This is a genomic window from Cryomorphaceae bacterium 1068 (assembly GCA_027214385.1).
Taxonomy (GTDB): Bacteria; Bacteroidota; Bacteroidia; order Flavobacteriales_D; family Cryomorphaceae; genus JAKVAV01.
Genome location: JAPVXR010000002.1, coordinates 48590 through 67992 on the forward strand (window position 1 = coordinate 48590; position 19403 = coordinate 67992).

At 42.8% G+C, this 19403-nt stretch carries 21 protein-coding genes; 14 read left to right on the top strand and 7 right to left on the bottom strand.

From position 1 onward, the window contains the following. Positions 1-91: 91 nt before the first annotated feature. Entirely contained in the window at positions 92-1282 is a 1191-nt protein-coding gene (locus tag O3Q51_02985; GenBank protein ID MCZ4407756.1) for a phosphoglycerate kinase, read from the top strand. Here the strand turns inward: O3Q51_02985 and O3Q51_02990 are convergent. Genes O3Q51_02990 through O3Q51_03005 form a run of 4 tightly spaced genes read right to left on the bottom strand, consistent with a single transcriptional unit; the run spans position 1279 to position 3965 of the window. Beyond that, complete coding sequence (locus O3Q51_02990) at positions 1279-1818, bottom strand: CvpA family protein (protein ID MCZ4407757.1); 540 nt, start codon at positions 1816-1818, stop codon at positions 1279-1281. The genes O3Q51_02985 and O3Q51_02990 overlap by 4 nt on opposite strands. Beyond that, on the bottom strand, positions 1815-2222 hold the full coding sequence (locus O3Q51_02995) for a hypothetical protein (GenBank protein MCZ4407758.1): 408 nt from the start codon (positions 2220-2222) through the stop codon (positions 1815-1817). Before O3Q51_02995 ends, O3Q51_02990 begins: the two co-directional genes overlap by 4 nt. A gap of 22 nt (positions 2223-2244) precedes the next feature. After that, positions 2245-2958 carry a lipoyl(octanoyl) transferase LipB gene (gene lipB, locus O3Q51_03000; GenBank protein MCZ4407759.1) on the bottom strand — a complete coding sequence of 238 codons (714 nt, stop codon included), beginning with the start codon at positions 2956-2958 and terminating at the stop codon, positions 2245-2247. Continuing rightward, positions 2955-3965: a bifunctional phosphoglucose/phosphomannose isomerase gene (locus O3Q51_03005; GenBank protein MCZ4407760.1), complete on the bottom strand. Its 1011-nt coding sequence runs from the start codon at positions 3963-3965 to the stop codon at positions 2955-2957. Before O3Q51_03005 ends, lipB begins: the two co-directional genes overlap by 4 nt. Before the next feature lie 96 nt (positions 3966-4061). Between O3Q51_03005 and lysS the strand changes: the two genes are divergently transcribed. Next, positions 4062-5792, top strand: coding sequence for a lysine--tRNA ligase (gene lysS, locus O3Q51_03010; GenBank protein MCZ4407761.1), 1731 nt, complete (start codon positions 4062-4064; stop codon positions 5790-5792). On the opposite strand, the gene O3Q51_03015 is transcribed toward lysS, so the two are convergent. Both O3Q51_03015 and O3Q51_03020 read right to left on the bottom strand, forming a co-directional pair. Beyond that, a complete protein-coding gene (locus O3Q51_03015; protein ID MCZ4407762.1) occupies positions 5789-6028 on the bottom strand; it encodes a hypothetical protein in 240 nt (79 codons plus the stop codon). The two genes, lysS and O3Q51_03015, sit on opposite strands and share 4 nt — an antisense overlap. Positions 6029-6094: 66 nt before the next feature. Further along, the gene (locus tag O3Q51_03020) at positions 6095-7990 is read right to left on the bottom strand and encodes a peptidylprolyl isomerase (GenBank protein MCZ4407763.1); all 1896 of its coding nucleotides are present in this window, start codon (positions 7988-7990) and stop codon (positions 6095-6097) included. A 64-nt stretch (positions 7991-8054) separates the two neighbouring features. Here O3Q51_03020 and O3Q51_03025 point away from each other — a divergent pair, with 64 nt between their 5' ends. Then, complete coding sequence (locus tag O3Q51_03025; protein ID MCZ4407764.1) at positions 8055-9056, top strand: NAD(P)H-dependent glycerol-3-phosphate dehydrogenase; 1002 nt, start codon at positions 8055-8057, stop codon at positions 9054-9056. Here O3Q51_03025 and uvrC read toward each other — a convergent pair. After that, positions 9053-10840 (bottom strand): excinuclease ABC subunit UvrC, encoded by a 1788-nt coding sequence (gene uvrC / locus O3Q51_03030; GenBank protein MCZ4407765.1) that lies wholly within the window; start codon positions 10838-10840, stop codon positions 9053-9055. The two genes, O3Q51_03025 and uvrC, sit on opposite strands and share 4 nt — an antisense overlap. 94 nt (positions 10841-10934) lie before the next feature. Here uvrC and O3Q51_03035 point away from each other — a divergent pair, with 94 nt between their 5' ends. The 11 genes from O3Q51_03035 to O3Q51_03085 all read left to right on the top strand — a co-directional run bounded on the left by O3Q51_03035 (position 10935) and on the right by O3Q51_03085 (position 19347). After that, a complete protein-coding gene (locus O3Q51_03035) occupies positions 10935-11876 on the top strand; it encodes a MerR family transcriptional regulator (GenBank protein MCZ4407766.1) in 942 nt (313 codons plus the stop codon). 192 nt (positions 11877-12068) lie between these two features. Continuing rightward, positions 12069-12575: a sigma-70 family RNA polymerase sigma factor gene (locus O3Q51_03040; protein MCZ4407767.1), complete on the top strand. Its 507-nt coding sequence runs from the start codon at positions 12069-12071 to the stop codon at positions 12573-12575. A 5-nt stretch (positions 12576-12580) separates the two neighbouring features. Beyond that, on the top strand, positions 12581-14053 hold the full coding sequence (crtI, locus tag O3Q51_03045; GenBank protein MCZ4407768.1) for a phytoene desaturase family protein: 1473 nt from the start codon (positions 12581-12583) through the stop codon (positions 14051-14053). A gap of 8 nt (positions 14054-14061) precedes the next feature. Further along, positions 14062-14898, top strand: a complete 837-nt coding sequence (locus O3Q51_03050; GenBank protein MCZ4407769.1) for a phytoene/squalene synthase family protein — start codon at positions 14062-14064, stop codon at positions 14896-14898. After that, positions 14898-15425 (top strand): isopentenyl-diphosphate Delta-isomerase, encoded by a 528-nt coding sequence (gene idi / locus O3Q51_03055; protein ID MCZ4407770.1) that lies wholly within the window; start codon positions 14898-14900, stop codon positions 15423-15425. Before O3Q51_03050 ends, idi begins: the two co-directional genes overlap by 1 nt. A 56-nt stretch (positions 15426-15481) precedes the next feature. Next, on the top strand, positions 15482-15889 hold the full coding sequence (locus O3Q51_03060) for a 6-carboxytetrahydropterin synthase (GenBank protein ID MCZ4407771.1): 408 nt from the start codon (positions 15482-15484) through the stop codon (positions 15887-15889). Beyond that, complete coding sequence (gene folE, locus O3Q51_03065) at positions 15852-16538, top strand: GTP cyclohydrolase I FolE (protein MCZ4407772.1); 687 nt, start codon at positions 15852-15854, stop codon at positions 16536-16538. The genes O3Q51_03060 and folE overlap by 38 nt, the downstream gene beginning before the upstream one ends. Position 16539: 1 nt before the next feature. Further along, complete coding sequence (locus O3Q51_03070; protein MCZ4407773.1) at positions 16540-16716, top strand: Lacal_2735 family protein; 177 nt, start codon at positions 16540-16542, stop codon at positions 16714-16716. After that, a complete protein-coding gene (locus O3Q51_03075; GenBank protein MCZ4407774.1) occupies positions 16713-17414 on the top strand; it encodes an SDR family NAD(P)-dependent oxidoreductase in 702 nt (233 codons plus the stop codon). Before O3Q51_03070 ends, O3Q51_03075 begins: the two co-directional genes overlap by 4 nt. Continuing rightward, a complete protein-coding gene (locus tag O3Q51_03080) occupies positions 17411-18046 on the top strand; it encodes a flavin reductase family protein (GenBank protein ID MCZ4407775.1) in 636 nt (211 codons plus the stop codon). Before O3Q51_03075 ends, O3Q51_03080 begins: the two co-directional genes overlap by 4 nt. Then, entirely contained in the window at positions 18043-19347 is a 1305-nt protein-coding gene (locus O3Q51_03085) for a deoxyribodipyrimidine photo-lyase (protein ID MCZ4407776.1), read from the top strand. Before O3Q51_03080 ends, O3Q51_03085 begins: the two co-directional genes overlap by 4 nt. Positions 19348-19403: the final 56 nt, after the last annotated feature.

A 19403-nucleotide genomic window follows, 5' to 3' on the forward strand; every position in this document is an offset into this window, starting at 1 on the left:
TTTCTAAGGCGATCAAAGGTAGAAATATTCATGCCTCTTATCGATGCATTGGGGAGCGAAGATTCTTAATTTTGCGTCAAAGCCAATTCAAATGATTCGAATAGACGACTACGATTTTAAAGATAAAAGAGCCTTGATTCGCGTGGACTTTAATGTGCCACTCAATGAAAAGATGGAAGTAACTGATGCTACCCGAATTGAGGCGGCATTGCCTACCATTCATAAGGTCTTGGACGGAGGTGGTTCCGTGGTGCTTATGTCACACTTGGGAAGACCAAAAGGTGAGCCCAACGAAAAGTATTCTCTTGAGCACATTCTCGGAACCCTGAAAGAAAAGTTAGGAAAAGAGGTGGATTTCGCTTCTGATTGTATAGGCGATGAAGCCAAAAGCCAATCGTCGAATCTGAAGCCCGGTCAAGTATTGATTTTGGAAAACCTCAGATTTCACAAAGAAGAAACCGAATGGGACGAGTTCTTTGCAGGTCAATTGGCAGAGCATGGCGACTGCTATGTGAACGATGCTTTCGGTACAGCGCATAGGGCTCATGCCTCTACAACGACCGTGGCCAAGTTTTTTCCTACGGATAAGATGTTTGGCCTGTTGCTACAAAGTGAGATTGAGAATATGGATCGAGCGCTTTACAGCGAAAACAAACCGGTTTTAGCGATCATCGGCGGAGCCAAGATCAGTACCAAAATCACTGTGGTAGAGAATCTACTCGATAAGGTGAATGATATCATCATAGGTGGTGGAATGGCCTACACCATGGCCAAAGCAAAAGGAGGAAAGATAGGTGACTCTCTCTACGAAGAAGAGTTTTTAGAAACAGCTAAAGGCCTGTACAAAAGGGCTGCGGAGAAGAATGTGAACATTCACATACCTTCGGATACGGTGATTGCTGATGAATTTCGAAACGACGCGAGTTCAGATATTTGCCCAACGACCGAAATTCCTGATGGTTGGATGGGCCTTGACATCGGGCCGATGACCATTGAGGCTTTTGATGAGTTAATCATGCGTTCCAAGGTTATTCTTTGGAATGGACCAATGGGCGTTTTTGAGATGGAAAATTTTGCCAAAGGAACTGTGCAAGTGGCCAAGTCTTTGGCAGCAGCCACTAAGAATGGAGCATTCACACTCGTAGGTGGTGGAGACTCAGTAGCAGCGATCAACAAGTTTGGCCTGAGCGATCAAGTGAGTTATGTATCTACCGGTGGGGGAGCTATGCTGGAATACCTTGAAGGAAAAACGCTACCTGGAATTGCAGCAATCAGAGACTAGTTAAAATCGATACCCTCTTTAATGTCATCGAGGGTATCTTCAAGTTGTTCTTTCCATTTGGCTTGAGCCAAAGTCGGATAAATCGAGGGAAGTAATTCAGAAGCCGGTTCATAGAGATATGAATCGGCTTTTTCTTTTGCTGGAATTAAATCTTCGGTGAGGGGAAAGCCATTGATCAAGTAAAGGAGGCCGCTCACAATCAGTAAAAACTTCAACCCACCGAAAAGCAGTCCAAAGAGTTTGTTGACCAGACCAAGCGCTACTAGTTTGATTAGTCCTTCAAGAATTTTTCCGAACACGAAAACCAAGACTACGATAACGATGAAGAGTAGTGCGAAGCCCAGTACACCACTCACTCTTGGGTCAGTATTGAAAGTTTCACGCAGGTAATCACTTCCCATTTCACCGAAGGTAGCTGCTCCGTATACGCCCAATATCAAGGCCATCAGCGTGCACAACTCGATGATTAGTCCGCGCTTAAAGCCTTTGAACATTCCCCATAAAACGGGTAGAAGAATACAGATATCGAGGATCATTTCAGCAAGACTCCTTTTCGACCCATCAATGGAACTTCAGTGGTATTCTCTTTCTGGATGGTCTCCGCTAAGAAAACGTATTTCTTGTCGAATATTTCACTATCGATGTAAAAACTGACCCAATATTGGTTGTTCAACTTGAACAGGTCTTCCATTATCGGCTCGATCTTTACGTAGCTTTTCGGCGGAATAGTTTCCACCAAATGCCGCAATTGGGAAGTCTCAACCTTCTCCTTTTCTATCAGGCCGTATCCTCTTGAAGCTACAATCACGTTTGTAATTTCAACTTCTTTAAGATTGATGAGGTAGATGTACCATTCGTCTACTCCCGTCTCTGGATTGCTTTCAGGGACGGCCGCCAAGGCAATGTCTTCTACTTTCGGCGGGTCAATGTCTTTTATCACTAAATCAGATTTGGGCGTAAAATTAGGAAATAAGCTCCCACTCGAATAATTCAGTGAGGTGGTTTCGAAGCTTTTCTTTCACTTCGTCCATATCGAGCTTTCGACCCAATTCCTTTTCCATTGAAGTCACCGCTTTATCATCGATTCCACAAGGAATAATATTGTTGAAGTATTCCAACTGAGAATTCACATTGAAGGCGAGCCCGTGCATCGTAACCCAGCGACTGCAACGTACACCTAAGGCACAGATTTTTCTGGCCCTTTCGGGATTATCAGGGTTGAGCCAAACGCCGGTAAGTCCTTCGTAGCGTTCTCCCTTAATGCCGTATTCGGCCAAAGTGAGAATAACCGCTTCTTCCAGATAGCGCAGGTATTTGTGGATATCGGTAAAGAATTGATCCAAATCGATAATGGGATAAGCTACGATCTGACCAGGGCCGTGGTAGGTGATGTCGCCACCGCGATTGATTTTGAAATACTCAATCCCCTTTTCTGCCAGCTCTTCTTTACTCAGCAGAAGGTTTTCGACTTTACCGCTTTTGCCGAGAGTATAGACATGCGGGTGCTCAACAAAAACCAGGTAGTTGCCGGGAACAGGCTCTGATTCGCCTGTTTTTCGCATTTCGATCTTGCGCTGAACAACACCCGAAAAAAGCTCTTCTTGATAATCCCAAGTATCCTGATAGCCTTTTAGTCCGACTTCAATTAATTGAACCTTTGGTAGTTGCTTTTTCAACCTTTTGCCAGCTCGGCTTTGAAATAATCAATGACATCAATTTCGACAGGGTCCACATCCTTTTCTACAGCCATGTAGAAAGAGATCCAGTCAGCAAGATGAATGAGGTAATAAACCATCTCAATTCTGGTAGCACCTTTTGGCTTTAGCTCAATAATGACATCAGTGTAGCGTGAAATGATTTCCTTGCTCAACTCCATGCGCTTTACCGTTCCGGGATGATCTTCCGGTGTTCGGATAATCACGACCGCATAATCCTTGCTTCCTCCTGCCCATGAAACCAACTCATTGTGGTTCATTTCCGGAAGTGCATGGTGCCAGCATAGGGTCTTTGCGTTCTCATTGATCTGTTGACGAAATCGCACCGCTACTGCTTCGAAATAAGTCTCGGAATAGATCACAGGAATTCGGTTTCCTATCTTATTGGCAATCGCCGCAGCTTCTGTTTTTATTATTCCCTTTTCATCTTTTAGCAGTTGAGCTGCCGCAGATAAATCTGACACAAAGTCTTTGTCTATCAGGCCATAAGCTGAAAGAATAAAAAGTTGTTGGAGCGCGTTGTATCCAAAACTGGTACGAGGTGGCTGTCCTGAGGGAATTTTGATCATGTTGAAATCATTCTCTCTCGCCAAAAGCTCCAGCTTCCCACCTGATGTCACACAAGAGATGGAAGCTCCTTTTGTCATGGCTTCTGCCAGTGTGCTCAACGTTTCTTCCGTATTTCCACTGTAGCTGCAGGCTACAAACAGGGTGTCTTCGCCAACCCAAGCAGGAATGCGGTAATCATTTACTACGTGGATGGGAACCGTGCATTGGTCCCAAACGAGTTGAGAGGCAAATTTCCCACCTATACCTGAACCACCTAAGCCCGAAACCAAGACATTCTTTACAGGACGAGGCTTAAAGTTTTCTACTGCTTTTTTACCGATCTCAATCGCCTCGACCATATTGTCAGGAAAGGCATCGATCAACCTTTCCATTTCTTTAATTGCTTCTTGCTTTGTCATTGGAATCCCTTTTGGGTTGTTTTTCTTTAAACGGCCCGAAGATACCAATGTTACGCAGTAAGTCAATTGATTATCTTTGCCCAAATTTTTTTGGAGATGGCTGCACAGCAACTGAACGAGCAAGAAGTAATCCGACGTCAAGCACTTGATAAGATTCGTCAAATGGGGATCGATCCATATCCACCGCAAGAGGTAAAAGTTACCCATTCGGCAAAGGAGATCAAGGAGAATTTTACTGATGAGAATAGTGAGGATTGGCAAGAAGTAAAACTGGCCGGTCGCTTGATGGGAAAGCGAATCATCGGAAAGGCATCGTTTGCTGAGATCCAAGATCAATCAGGAAGAATTCAAGCATACTTCAACAGAGACGAAATATGTCCGGGAGAGGATAAGTCACTCTACAATGACCTTTTCAAGAAACTAACCGATCGGGGAGACTACATTGCAATTGAGGGCCATGTGTTCAAAACTCAAGTAGGTGAAATTTCGCTCCACGTGAAGAAGTTCACATTACTGAGCAAGTCGATTAAACCATTGCCCATTCCAAAAACGGATGATAAAGGAAATGTATACGATGCTTTCACTGATCCTGAGCAGCGCTACCGTCAGCGTTATGTTGATTTAACGCTTAACCCGAAAGTTCGTGACACTTTCGTGAAAAGGACCAAAGTTGTTGACACCATGCGCCGTGCTTTTAACGATGCGGGCTACTTAGAAGTGGAAACCCCGATCTTGCAGCCCATTCCGGGTGGAGCTTCGGCCAGACCCTTTATTACCCATCACAATGCGCTTGACATTCCCCTCTACCTAAGGATTGCAAATGAGCTTTATCTGAAGAGACTGATAGTAGGTGGCTTTGAAGGTGTTTACGAGTTTGCCAAAGACTTCAGAAATGAAGGAATGGATCGAACGCACAATCCTGAGTTTACGATCATGGAGATCTATGTGGCCTACAAGGACTACAAGTGGATGATGGAATTCACAGAGAATACGCTCCAGAAAGTAGCCCAAGAGGTGAATGGAACGACCGACTTGAAGGTAGGGGATAAGACGATTTCATTTAAAGCACCTTTCCGAAGGCTGACTATGATTGATGCCATCAAGGAGTATACAGGTGTGGATATTTCCGGGATGGGTGAAGAGGACCTCAGAAAAGTATGTGCGGAGATAGGTGTGGAGACAGACCTTTCAATGGGAAAAGGAAAATTGATCGATGAGATTTTTGGGGAGAAATGTGAAGGCAACTTGATACAGCCGACTTTCATTATCGATTATCCCATTGAAATGTCGCCACTTTGCAAAAAGCACCGAGATAATCCCGAGCTAACGGAGCGATTTGAGCTGATCATAAACGGAAAGGAAATTGCCAATGCCTACACGGAGTTGAACGATCCGATCGATCAACGCGAACGATTTGAAGAGCAGTTGAAACTGTCTAAAAAGGGAGATGACGAGGCAATGTTTATCGACAACGATTTCCTAAGAGCTTTGGAATACGGAATGCCTCCGACATCGGGTTTAGGGATTGGAATCGACCGCTTGGTGATGCTTCTAACCGATAATGTATCGATACAGGAAGTGCTGTTTTTCCCGCAAATGCGACCAGAGAAAGTAGCCAAAGTGGATACTGTTGAGGACTTCGAAAAAGTAGGTTTACCAGCTAACTGGGCGGAAATTGCCATGCAGGCAGGCTATGCCAGTGTGGATAAACTCACTCAAGAGAAATCAACTGTACTACATCAAAAGCTGAATGGATTCCGCAAAAAGAATAAGCTGGATATTCCTGCTTTGCAGTTGGAAGAGGTAAAAGCTTGGGTGGAGTCTTAATCGGCTGGCTCGGCGCCTAGTGACAAATTGCGAGTAAGCTGATAATTGTCGTAGAGTGCTAAGCAGGCAATAAAAAAGCCTAGTGATAAGAACATAGTAAGCCATTTGTCCATGAATAAGCTGTAGTAAAATACAACCAGATCGATGGTAGTCATAATGGCAAAAAAGTAAAGATTCTTCTTGCTTACAATGCGTAGTTCAGAGGGGGAGAGCTTCGTAAGTTGAGAAATATTCATGTATCTATCTTTAATTCATGAGATAGATAAGGGGTAGTTTGTTCAACGGAAAACCCTAAGTTGAGGTTACATTTCTACCTTGTCCTGCTTAATCCGCACTGAATCGATCCGCGCTCCGGTTTCTATGTTTGAAATGTCACTTTGGCTGGCGCCAATAATCGTGTAGCGCCCATCCAGATGAGGTGTTGGGAGATGGGTGAAGAAGAATTGACAGCTCTCTGTATCTTTTCCTGCGGAGGCTAAACCGACCACGCCCGTTCCGTATTTTAGCGGCGAAAACTCAGAGCGAAGAATATGATCATCGCTTCCATAGCCATCGCCTCTTGGTCCACCGCCTTGACTTACGAATCCCGGAACGATGCGATGGAAATAAGTGCCGTCATAAAATCCCGCCGCGGCCAAATTGGCAATTTGAGAAACGCTCGAGGGAGCATCTTCAGGAACCAAACTGATAAGGTATTCCTCTCCGCTGACGTAAAGAGATAGCGCAGGTTTTTGCCCCAATGATTTAACCATATCCCAATCTATTGGAGGATGCTCAATGGAAAGTGGCTCTTTTTCAATTCCGTAGTTTTCTTTCAATGTGGCAGCAATGGCCTGATAGCCTTCCACCAACTCAGGTGTGCTAAACTTTTTCAACGCATCGAGAAGCAATTCGGAAGAAATCAATTCTTTTCGTTCAGGATCTCTGAGGGCTTCCGCGAATAGGTAACTCTGTGAGAGAAGGCCTTGGCTTAAAGCTCTATCAGCATATGCCACAAAATTTTCGTTCCAGTCGGGATAGTTTTTCAAACCTGCCATGTAGGCCATAGTCGCTGAAGTACCCAATGGCCCATCTTCAAAAAGGTAGTTGTTCAAAGTATCCAAACCTTGTGGAAAATACGCCCAGATACTCAGCATCACAGAGCGTTTCACATCATTCCCCATTCTGTTCCAAGCTTGGTCATAGAATTCTCTTCCTTGCTCAGAATCTTCACTGAGTAGGCCTTTTGATACGATCGCCACTACCTCTGGTATTTCACTCGTTCGAGCTGCTGCAATGGTCGATGCTGAGGGGGTAAACGAGTCAATTTCAGCAATTTTTCCAGCAGCAGTCATTGCGACCCACGGCGATTCACTAATCAGGGCATCTTCTAAGAGTTGAATATGCGCTTGTGAATTGGGTAAGGCCGATAAACCGACAGATCGCAGAAGCGGGCTATCATCAGAGCTTAAGACTTCTTCAGCAAACTTTTCTGCGAATTCTGTCCTAGTTAAAGCATATCCCAGTGTGGCTTTTATTTCGGGACTTTTTTCTGCTGAAGCCCTTTGATAAATTTCTTCAGCGAAAGCGGAAAGGTCAAATTCTTTTTGTCTTGACAAAATATTGGCTGCAGCCAAACGAGTTTCATCCTCATTTGATTTGAGGTGGGCTACGATTATATCCAGATGCTCTTCTTGTAGCTGTCCGTGTATCATTCCTCGGTAGACTCCCCAAACTTTTCCCGATTCTTCAATGGCGGTATTCGGGTTATGAGTCACTAAAAATTCCATAGCATTGGCATCAGCACATTTACCGATGGCTTCTAAGAATTCTGCTTTGATTTCGGGAATTGTGGCCTTTTTGAATCCTTTCTCTAAAGCGGCAAGAGATTTTTGATTGCCAATTTGACCAATTGCAAAAGCAGCATAGAGCCTCACATAGGGAATAGGGTCCATTAATAAATTTTCCAATTCTTCAGGTGCTACTTCGGGAAGTACAGACCCCATAAGTCTGGCGTAGGCCATTCGGTAAGCGGCTGTTTCCGATTCAGCGTATTGATACAGAGTTGCTGTATCGCCTCTGTAAGCCGAGTCGTAGAGGCTAACCATAGTTGCATCATCAAAAACGCTCTGCCTTTCAGAATCTTCTATTTGGTCGCTGCAAGAGGCAAAACTGAATAAAGACAGGGCGGCCGCAGCCAAAAGTTTAGAGATTTTCATAAGCACATTCATTTCAAAATTCGAATCTAAGAACATTCCTATCTTTATCCATCGCGAAAAAATGATGGCAATCGAGAAACGTATTGGAGTAATAGGAGGAGGCTCATGGGCTACAGCGCTGGCTAAAGTGCTATCCGAAAAAAACAGTCACCTCAATTGGTGGATGAGAAATCAGGAAGCTGTGAATCACATAAAGCAGTTTAATCACAATCCGAATTACTTGAGGGCAGTTCAATTTGATGTGGAGAAGCTACACCTCTCGACAGATGTTAAGGAGATCGTTCACAAATCAGATGTGATCATCGTTGCTGTGCCCTCAGCATTTGTGCACGATTCACTCAAAGATTTGGATGAGGATGATTTTAACGGAAAGGTGATCTTTTCCGCTATCAAAGGAATTATTCCTGAGATCGAATCTATTCCAGCCAGATACTTCAACAAACAATTCGGAGTTCCATATGACAATATCGGGGTGATTTGCGGCCCTTGCCATGCTGAAGAGGTGGCGATGGAAAGACTTTCGTATCTGACCTTGGCGTGCATGGATGAGGGAAATGCGAAAATGATGGCCGAAATGTTGTCTTCACGTGTTATGAAAACCAGTATCAGCGAAGACCTCTTTGGTGCCGAGATAGCAGCGGTCCTTAAAAATATTTACGCCATCGCTTCAGGAGTGTGCGGTGGCCTTGGTTATGGAGATAATTTTCAAGCCATTTTAATGTCTACCGCAGCCATAGAAATGGAGCGGTTTCTTGATAAGATCAATCCATTCCACCGAGATGTGAAAGAACCGGCTTACCTCGGTGACCTTTTGGTGACCGGGTATTCAAAATTCTCACGAAACCGTTCTTTCGGTTATATGCTTGGAAAGGGATATTCTGTAAAGACTGCGCAACTTGAGATGGATATGATTGCTGAAGGTTACTTTGCTACGAAGAGCGTCTACGAGATCAACCGTAAGATGGAAGTAGATATGCCCATTGCAGAAGCGGTTTACAACATCATCTATCAGAAGATTTCTCCCGTTGTGGAGATAAGAATTCTCGCCGACCGGCTCGCCCCTTAAGCGTCAAACCACGTTCTTATAGCTTTTGCTTTTGAAGGGCCTATTTCACTTGAAATATCTTCAAGTGAAGTTTCTTTTATCCGTTTTACGGAAGTAAAGCGCTGGAGTAGTTGTTGCGCCGTGGCTTCTCCAATTCCAGGTATTGATGTGAGCTCAGTTTGAATGGCTCCTTTGCTTCGCTTATTTCTGTGGTGCGTTATTCCAAAGCGATGGGCCTCATTTCGAGCGTGCTGAATAACCTTCAGTGTTTCACTCGCTTTGTCAACATATAATGGAGCAGTATCACCCGGGTAGAATATTTCTTCCAGCCTTTTGGCAATGCCAACAATGGCTACTTTTCCTCTGATTCCGAGCTCATCCAGGCTTTCCAGTGCTGAGCTCAACTGACCTTTTCCGCCATCGACTATGATCAACTGCGGAAGATCCTCTCCCTCATCCAAGAGTCTTTTGTAGCGTCTATAAACGACCTCTTTCATACTGGCAAAGTCATCAGGCCCTTCTACTGTTTTTATGTTGAAGTGGCGGTACTCCTTCTTGCTGGGCTTTCCATTTCGGAAGACCACACAGGCTGCCACCGCATTGGTACCTTGGAAATTTGAATTGTCGAAACATTCAAGATGAGTTGGAGCTTCTTGCAGGCGCAAATCTTTTTTCATTTGCTCCATGATACGTTCTGTGTGCTTTTCGGGATCGGCAAATTTGGTCTGCTTGTGCCGATCCATCATGTAGTACTTTGCGTTACGTTCTGAAAGTTCAAGCAGTTTCTTTTTGTCACCGCGTTGAGGGATTATGAATCGATGCTCGTTCATATCGATATCGGGCTTTGCACCAACGATAATGTCTACAAAAAGCGAGTCATATTCAGCTTTGATTTCGGCGATTCCTTGGGTGATTAATTCCTCGTCGCTCTCATCCAGTCGTTTTTTAAAAGTCATAGTATGGCTTTGAATAATTGAGCCATCCACCACCTTCATAAAGTTGATATAGGCATTGTGAAGATCAGTTACCAGGCCAAATACATCAACATTTCCTACGGCAGGATTCACAATTGTGCTCTTGCTTTTATAGGAGTTTAGTTGATCAATCTTGTCTTTGATATCATGCGCCAGTTCGAATTCGAGTTTTTCGGAATAGAACTTCATCCTCGATTCGAGATGAGAAATAACCCCGGCCACATTTCCTTTAATGATTTCTCGAATGTCTTTTATTTGGGCCATGTAGTCCTCCTCAGTTTGTTTGCCTTCACAGGGCCCGAGACAGTTACCGATGTGGTATTCCAAACAGACTTTGAACTTCCCCTGCTCTATGTTCTTTTGACTTAAATCGTATTTACACGTTCTGATTTTATAAATCCTTCTGATCAATTTCAGAAGTGTTTTCATCGTTTTTACCGAAGCATAAGGACCGAAATATTCAGAACCGTCCTTGATCTTAGTTCGAGTCGGAAAAATACTAGGGAATCGTTCGTTCTTGATGCAAAGCCAAGGAAAGGTCTTGTCATCTTTCAGAGCAACATTGTAACGTGGATTGTACTTTTTGATGAGATTGTTCTCAAGAAGGAGTGCATCCAACTCAGATTCTACGACGATAAACGAAAAATCGACGATCCTCTTTATCATTATTCGGGTCTTTCCTGAGTGGCCCCCGTGTTTCATGAAATAGGAACTCACTCTACTTCGAAGGCTCTTAGCCTTACCCACATAAATGATAACTCCCTCAGCGTTTTTAAACTGATAAACACCGGGCTTGCGAGGGAGTAGTTTGATTTTCTCCGTTAAATCCACATTCAAAAGTAGTGATGACTGACATTATAATGAATCGATAACCGGATTATGTAAGATCCCTTTCGTAATTTTGTTTAATATCTATGAAGTATAATTGAACAATACTTCAAAGCTCAACGTTAAACAAAACAATACACTAGTTGAAGAATTTGTGATGGGGAACTATTCAATAAAAGATATAGAGCGTATTTCGGGCATAAAGGCCCACACCCTTCGCATTTGGGAGAAGAGGTACGGGATAATTGAACCCAGTCGCACCGAAACGAACATTCGTTACTATACGAATGAGGAGTTGAAGAAGATTCTCAACATTTCGATTCTCAATAATTACGGAATCAAGATTTCCAAAATTGTAGGCTTGTCGGGCGAAGAGCTACACAAGAAGGTATTGGAGATTTCTACTGAAGAGGTGGAAGAAAACCTCCAAATTGAGAGTCTGGTGATTGCGATGGTTGAAGTTGACGAGTCACGATTTGAAAAGATTTTGGCCAACTGTACGCTCCGACTTGGTTTCGAGCAGACCCTCCTCAGTATCATCTATCCTTTTTTTAAGAAGGTCGGTGTGCTTTGGCAGGCTGGTGCGATTAATCCTGCACAAGAGCATTTTATAAGTAACCTCATTAGACAAAAGCTCATCGTAGCCATAGATAGTCAAGGAATGATGGTCAAAGAAGGAGCCTCTAAGTTTCTTCTCTTCTTGCCCGAAGGCGAGCTTCATGAATTGGGATTGCTCTTCTACAGCTATTTGATTCAGAAGTCAGGCCATAAGGTGATCTATTTGGGTCAGTCGGTACCACTGGATGACGTAGTAAAAGTGAATGAGCTAAATCCGGCAGATTATATCATCACGGCCACGCTCAGCATGAGCGCTCCTGAAAGTGTAAACAAACTTCTTCAAAAATTGCTTGATATATTTCCTTCCCAGAAGGTGATTTTAACCAACCGGTTCGATGATGAGAGCGAGATTCTCGAGAACGAAAGATTGGTTTTTAATCAATCTTTAAGTGAATTCAAGTCATTTTTAGACCTCCCTTAAGGTTTTGTTTAAGGATATTCGTGTATTCTTAAACAAGAAATTTACCTCTCATACATCAGATATTCAATAACTTAGCTATAACGTGTCTGTGCGTTTAGCAGCTTTTGGCTCAAATTAACACGTGCTAAAACTTGGGTTTGTTTAACTAATCACTACATTTGTTAAACAAACACGCCTAAAAGACCAAGAGCAATGAGCAATTATGATTTCGATAAGTTACTTATCACCTACCAGAAGTCCCTTAAGTCGTTTGCCTATGGATTTACAAATGATGACGAGGCTGCCAATGATTTACTACAAGAGACCTATTTAAAGGCCCTGACATATAGAGATAAATTTGAGGCTCGTACCAATTTAAAAGCGTGGTTGTATACGATCATGCGAAATACGTTTATCAATAATTACCGCAAGGCGGTAAGAGCTAATACAATTATTGATAAAACAGATGAACAGTATTACATCAATACTGCTGCCACAACAAAGGGAGACACAAACCCTGAAAGTGTAATTTCCCATGATCAAATCAAAATGGAGATTGACAGGCTTGATGATGAGTACCGCGTTCCATTCCAGATGTATAATCGAGGATTTAAGTACAAAGAGATCGCAGAAAAGTTGAATCTACCTATAGGGACCATAAAAAGTCGTATATTTCTTGCTCGCAAGAAACTTATGCTTGCACTACCCGATTACCGTTGATTTAAATGAAACATAGAGTTATTGTCATTGGGTCCGGCTTCGCCGGACTTTCTGTTGCTACACATTTGGCTCACGAGGGTTATCATGTAGAAGTCTTTGAGAAGAATGATTCTCTAGGAGGCAGAGCAAGAAAATTTGAAAAAGACGGATTTACCTTTGATATGGGTCCGAGCTGGTATTGGATGCCTGATGTATTTGAGCAATACTTCAATAAGTTCGGAAAGTCTGTTAAAGACTATTATAACTTGATTAGACTCGACCCTTCCTACCGAGTTTATTTTGCCAAGGACCATAAAATGGATCTTCCGGCGTCAATGGAGGGCATGTACGAGCTTTTTGAAAAGTATGAGCCAGGAAGTAGCAATAACCTGAAAAAATTTCTGGAAGAGGCGGCTTACAAATATGAAGTAGGGATAAACGACCTCGTTTACAAGCCCGGACAAAGCTTATTGGAATTTTTGGACATGCGCGTAATAAAAGGCGCGATGCGGTTGCAACTCCTGAACTCTCTCTCATCACACGTCAGGAAGTATTTCAAAAATCCTTACTTGATTGAATTGCTTGAGTTTCCAGTGTTGTTTCTAGGGGCTAAGGCTTCAAAAACTCCTGCGCTTTACAGCTTGATGAACTATGCTGATATTGTCTTGGGCACTTGGTACCCCATGGGGGGTATGCATAAGATTGTCGAAGGAATGGTTTCACTGGCAGAGGAGAAGGGAGTGAAATTTCACACCTCAGCTAATGTCAATGAGATTCTTGTAGAAGGTGGAAAAGCAACAGGGATCAAATTGGAAAACGGCGCTGAATACAAATCTGACTTTGTGGTTTCAGGCGCAGACTACCACCATACGGAGACAAAAATGTTGAAGGAAAAGTCACGAAATTATTCTGACGATTATTGGGAAAAGCGCACAATGGCCCCTTCGAGCATTCTTTATTATGTGGGTTTAAATAAGCGAATTGACGGAATCTTACACCACACATTGTTTTTCGATACAGACTTTGAGAAACACGCAGGACAGATTTATGATAAGCCCGAGTGGCCTGATGAACCATTGTTTTATGTTTCAGCTACATCAGTGACAGATTCTAGTGTTGCACCTGAAGGATGTGAAAATATTTTTATCTTGATTCCTACTGCGCCCGGATTGATGGATGACCAGAAAATTAAGGACCAATATTTTGAAATGGTAATCAAGCGAATGGAGGAAACATTCGAACAAAATATTCGAGATCATGTTATTTTCAGACGTGACTTCGCGTGTAGCGATTTTATGCACGACTACAACTCATTTAAAGGTAATGCCTACGGCCTTGCCAATACGTTAAATCAAACAGCAGTGCTCAAACCTTCTTTGAAAAACAAGCGAGTGAAGAATCTTTACTATACGGGACAATTGACTGTGCCCGGACCGGGAGTTCCTCCTTCGCTTATTTCCGGAGCCGTGGTGGCGAAGGAGGTTATGAAAGCCAGCTAAACACAACCATGAAACAACTCTTTGACGACGTTTCCGTGCAGTGCAGTAAGCTTACCACCAAGGCCTACAGCACCTCGTTTTCTTTGGGAATACGATTCTTGGCTGCCGATCTCCGCGACCCTATTTATTCCATTTATGGCTTCGTTAGGTTTGCTGACGAGATCGTAGATACTTTCCATGGGTTTGACAAAAAAGATTTACTCGACAGATTTAAGGCAGACACTTACAGAGCAATAGAAGAAGGGATAAGTTTAAACCCTATTCTAAATAGCTTTCAGTATGTGGTAAATGAGTATAAGGTAGATCTTGACTGCATCGAGACTTTTCTGAAAAGTATGGAAATGGATCTTTACAAAGATTCATACAGTAAAGATGAGTATGACAATTATATTCTTGGATCAGCCGAAGTTGTCGGCCTGATGTGTTTGAGCGTATTCCTGCGTGGCGATGAGAGGCGTTATGCAGAGCTTAAACCGTTTGCAATGAAATTGGGCTCTGCTTTTCAGAAGATCAATTTCCTTAGAGATCTTCATGCAGATTATAAAGCCCTTGGAAGAACATACTTTCCAGGAGTAGATCTTCAGGAATTCGGAGAAGAAGAGCGAAAGGCTATTGAAAAAGATATTGAGGCCGACTTTGCGATGGGTTACGAAGGAATAAAGATGCTTCCGAAAGATGCGCGTTTTGGGGTTTTTGTAGCTTATGTTTACTACTTCAAGCTCTTCAAAAAGATTCGAAAGAAAACGACAGAAGACATTTTATCCAGTAGGGTGAGAATAAGCGACAAACGCAAGTTTGCGTTATTTTTCAGCAGTTATGTGCGCCATAGTTTCAACTTGCTATAATGGTTGAGCTCGTCATTCTTGTCGATTCTCAAAACAAGCAACTGGGCACCATGGAGAAAATGGAAGCACATCAGAAAGGGTTGCTCCATCGTGCCTTCTCCATCTTTATTTTCAATTCTGCCGGAGAAATGCTTTTGCACCAACGCGCAGAGGACAAATACCACTGCGGTGGTATGTGGACCAATGCGGTTTGCTCTCACCCCAGACCTGATGAACATCAAACTCAAGCTCTTCAGAGAAAGATGAAGCAAGAAATGGGGTTCTGCACGGAAGTAGAGAAAGCATTTGACTTTACTTATCGAGCAAAGCTGGATAATGGACTCATAGAACATGAGTATGATGAAGTCTTTTATGGATTTTACGAGGGGCAATTGTCTCCTAATCCAGAGGAAGTCAGCACATATCGTTACGTATCTATTCGTGAAATAAGAATAGAGATTCAAAAAAAACCTGAGGTTTTCACTCCTTGGTTTAGGCTGCTATTTGAGCGTATGTGTAAGCATTACAGCTCGTTAAAGAGAGCTTAGCAACAATAGCAAGCTGCGCTTGTTACATAACCCGACTTTATCAAAATCCGATATTCGTGAAAGTTACAGTGTCCAGAAAGGCCCACTTCAATGCGGCGCACAGATTGCATCAACCCGGATGGGACGATGCCAAAAACCAAGAAGTATTTGGTAAGTGCAACAATCAGTATTATCACGGACACAACTACGACTTGATCGTAAGTGTAAGAGGTGAGATAGACCCTGAAACGGGTTATGTAATTGATATGAAAGTCTTAAAGGACCTGATCAAAGAAAAAATTGAATATCGATTCGATCATAAGAATCTAAATCTTCAAACCGAAGAATTTAAAAACCTGAACCCCACTGCTGAAAATATTGCTGCAGTCATTTGGAACATCCTGAACGAAGAATTGGATGAAAAACTTGAACTCAAAATAACATTATATGAAACTGAACGGAATTTCGTTGAATGCGAAGGATGATCTCATTGATCTAAATGAGATGATGGGGGATGAGCACGTAATGACGTCGCTTGAAACACCAATGAAGGATGATGCTTTCGTTCTCTCGAATGAGGAGAAGAAAGCCAAAATTGCCCATCATTTTGAGCAAATTATGGAAACTCTTGGCCTTGATCTTTCAGACGATAGCCTAAAGGGAACACCCGCCAGGGTGGCTAAAATGTATGTGGAAGAGGTGTTTAGCGGATTAGACCCAAGGAACAAGCCGAAAGTGGCCCTCTTTGAAAACAAGTACCTCTATAAGGAAATGCTGGTTGAAAAGGACATCACGGTAAAGTCTTTCTGCGAGCATCACTTTGTGCCAATTGTTGGGAGAGCTCATGTAGCCTATAAGTCAAATGGGAATGTGATAGGACTGTCAAAAATTAACCGTATTGTGCAGTATTATGCGAAAAGGCCACAGGTTCAGGAAAGACTAACCGTTCAAATTGCTGAAGAATTGAAGCGAATCCTTAAAACCGAAGATGTTGCCGTAATGATTGATGCGCGCCACATGTGCGTTTCACTTAGAGGAGTGGAAGATGATGCGAGTAGCACCGTTACCACAAGCTTTCATGGCTCATTTTTGAAAGACAACGTCAGAAGCGAATTTTTAACCTACCTAGATTAAGATGTTCGGACTATTCAAGAAAAAATCACCCATTGAAAAGTTGTATGCCAAGCATAAGAAACTTTTGGAAAAATCTCATCAGTTGTCACATTCAAATAGAGCTGAATCAGACAAGTTGCAAGCAGAGGCACAAGAGGTTTTGAAAGAAATTGACGAATTGAAAAGCAAAGGAGAATGAATTATCTAGTAGTTGGAGGAAGCACAGGTATTGGTTTGAAAGTTTCTGAAATCCTTGTCAGCGAGGGACACCACGTGTTCATCGCCTCTAGGAGTGCCTCTTCCAGGATGCAATCAATTACCAATCAAACGGTGGTAGATATCGACGCTACAGATTCAGAAGCAGACTGGTCCTTTTTGCCCGACTCGCTTGATGGGATAGTTTATTGCGGGGGAACGATAAATCTAAAACCATTTAAGAGATTGAAAAACGAAGATTTCTTGCATGACTATTCTGTAAATGTAATCGGCGCTGTAAATACCATACAGGCTTCATTGAAGGCGCTAAAGAATGCGGATTCAGCCTCTATTGTGATGTTTAGCTCGGTAGCGGCCGAGAGGGGATTGAATTTTCATGCTTCAATATCGGCAGCAAAGGGCGCAGTAGAGGGATTAACGAAATCCTTGAGTGCGGAATTGGCACCTGATATTAGAGTTAACGCAATTGCCCTATCTCTCACGGATACACCATTGGCAGAACAGCTCTTGAACAATGAGAAAAAGCAAGAGGCCAGCAATGCACGCCATCCGCTGCACCGTTATGGTCGCCCTGAAGATGCTGCCGAAGCGGCTCTTTTTCTGCTAGGCAGTAAGTCCTCGTGGATCACTGGTCAAATACTTGGCGTGGACGGTGGAATGGGGACCATACAGAATATATGAAAACATTTTCCTCTGGCGATATTGTTGAAATGGATAAGCGTTTCCGTGCAAATTTCATTAACAGTATTTCAGGGTTCAAAAGTGCCAATCTCATTGGTACGGTAAATAACGAAGGCCGAACCAACCTGGCTATTTTTTCATCAGTCATTCATATTGGAGCCAATCCGCCACTGATCGGGTTTATCTTGAGGCCAACTACCGTTGAGCGTCACACATACAATAATATTATCGCCAAGAGATTTTATACTATCAGCGCTCTCCCCTTTTTAATGAAGGAAGATGGACACCGGACTTCTGCGAAATATCCAAAAGGAGAATCAGAGTTTGATAAAACGAGTTTTACTCCGGAATTCAATGATTTTGATGTGCCTTATATAAAAGAAAGCCCCATCGCCTTGACTTGTGAGCTTAAATCTGAACAATTATTGGAGGTGAACCACACAAGATTGATCATTGGCGAAGTAAAAGAGGTAAAGTTAAATCCAAAATTTCTCAATCAGGACGGATTCTATGCGTTGGCAGAAGCAGGCGTCTCAGCTATTTCCGGCATGGATTCTTATCATCAAGTGGAAATGGGAAGTCGATTTGACTATGCCCGACCCGACCAAGAAATTACATTTTTGCCACAATGAACAAGAAAGAAATTGTCCTATTCTGGTTTAGGAGAGACCTGAGGTTAGAAGATAATGCCGGGCTTTTCCACGCTTTGAAGAGCCACAAGAATGTTCTCCCTCTGTTTATTTTCGATCGCGAGATTTTAGATAAACTAGAAGACAAAAAAGATGCGCGTGTTCAATTTATTCATCAGGAAATCGAGCGTATCAGTAAGCAGTTAAAAGGCTTTGGTTCTGGCATGATGGTTAGATATGGCAATCCCATTGATATCTGGAAGGACTTATTGGAAACGCACAGTATTAAAGCGGCGTATGTTAACAATGACTATGAGCCTTATGCCCGAAACCGCGACGAGCAAGTAGCAAATCTGCTGAGAGAAAATGGAATAGAACTAATAGCTTCCAAGGATCATGTGATTTTTGAGAAGTCTGAAGTCACCAAAGACGATGGCGACCCATATGTCGTATTCACACCATACAGCAAGAAATGGCTGGCTGCTTTTGATCTTGAAAAGAATCAGCCCTTTCAAAATGAGAAGTATTTCGACTCCTTTTTGGAATATGAAGTTCAGTCAATGCCGTCGCTTGAGGAGATGGGTTTTGAGTCGTTTGAGTTTGAGTACCCTTCTCGAGAAGTCCAAATAAACATTGTAGACAAATACGACGAGCGTCGAGACATTCCTTCCATACGGGGGACCAGTCGACTCAGCTTGCATTTGAGGTTTGGTACGGTAAGCCTTAGAAAATTAGTTGGGATTGCTCAAAAGCACAATCACGTTTGGTTGAAAGAGCTCATCTGGAGGGATTTTTATCAGATGATCATTTGGCATTTTCCTCATTCTGCAAAGGATAGCTTTCGCCCTGCCTACGATAAGATTCCTTGGCGGAATAATGAAGATGAATTTGAGACTTGGTGCCAAGGGAAAACGGGATATCCGATAGTGGACGCAGGTATGCGAGAGCTCAATGCGACGGGCTTTATGCACAATAGAGTTCGCATGGTCACCGCCTCTTTCCTTACGAAGCATTTGCTCATAGACTGGCGGTGGGGTGAAGCTTATTTTGCCAAGAAATTGCTTGACTATGAGTTGGCATCAAACGTTGGTGGCTGGCAGTGGGCTTCTGGAAGCGGTTGCGATGCGGCACCTTATTTTCGTGTTTTTAATCCCGAACTGCAAACAAAAAAGTTTGACCCTGAAATGAAGTACATCAAAAAATGGGTGCCTGAATTTCAGGAGTTGACTTACAAGCCGGTTGTAGAACATAAAATGGCGAGAAATCGAGCTATTGAAACCTACAAAAAAGCGCTAAGTGAGTAATAGAAATAATATTGAAGAACAGTCGTGTTTAAACCTTTTATGGAAAAATCACCATT

Coding starts and splice junctions, on each gene's coding strand:
- O3Q51_02985 (MCZ4407756.1), top strand. CDS start 92: ATGATTCGAATAGACGACTACGATTTTAAAGATAAAAGAGCCTTGATT.
- O3Q51_02990 (MCZ4407757.1), bottom strand. CDS start 1,818: ATGATCCTCGATATCTGTATTCTTCTACCCGTTTTATGGGGAATGTTC.
- O3Q51_03005 (MCZ4407760.1), bottom strand. CDS start 3,965: ATGACAAAGCAAGAAGCAATTAAAGAAATGGAAAGGTTGATCGATGCC.
- lysS (MCZ4407761.1), top strand. CDS start 4,062: ATGGCTGCACAGCAACTGAACGAGCAAGAAGTAATCCGACGTCAAGCA.
- O3Q51_03015 (MCZ4407762.1), bottom strand. CDS start 6,028: ATGAATATTTCTCAACTTACGAAGCTCTCCCCCTCTGAACTACGCATT.
- O3Q51_03020 (MCZ4407763.1), bottom strand. CDS start 7,990: ATGAAAATCTCTAAACTTTTGGCTGCGGCCGCCCTGTCTTTATTCAGT.
- O3Q51_03025 (MCZ4407764.1), top strand. CDS start 8,055: ATGGCAATCGAGAAACGTATTGGAGTAATAGGAGGAGGCTCATGGGCT.
- O3Q51_03040 (MCZ4407767.1), top strand. CDS start 12,069: ATGAGCAATTATGATTTCGATAAGTTACTTATCACCTACCAGAAGTCC.
- crtI (MCZ4407768.1), top strand. CDS start 12,581: ATGAAACATAGAGTTATTGTCATTGGGTCCGGCTTCGCCGGACTTTCT.
- O3Q51_03050 (MCZ4407769.1), top strand. CDS start 14,062: ATGAAACAACTCTTTGACGACGTTTCCGTGCAGTGCAGTAAGCTTACC.
- idi (MCZ4407770.1), top strand. CDS start 14,898: ATGGTTGAGCTCGTCATTCTTGTCGATTCTCAAAACAAGCAACTGGGC.
- folE (MCZ4407772.1), top strand. CDS start 15,852: ATGAAACTGAACGGAATTTCGTTGAATGCGAAGGATGATCTCATTGAT.
- O3Q51_03070 (MCZ4407773.1), top strand. CDS start 16,540: ATGTTCGGACTATTCAAGAAAAAATCACCCATTGAAAAGTTGTATGCC.
- O3Q51_03075 (MCZ4407774.1), top strand. CDS start 16,713: ATGAATTATCTAGTAGTTGGAGGAAGCACAGGTATTGGTTTGAAAGTT.
- O3Q51_03080 (MCZ4407775.1), top strand. CDS start 17,411: ATGAAAACATTTTCCTCTGGCGATATTGTTGAAATGGATAAGCGTTTC.
- O3Q51_03085 (MCZ4407776.1), top strand. CDS start 18,043: ATGAACAAGAAAGAAATTGTCCTATTCTGGTTTAGGAGAGACCTGAGG.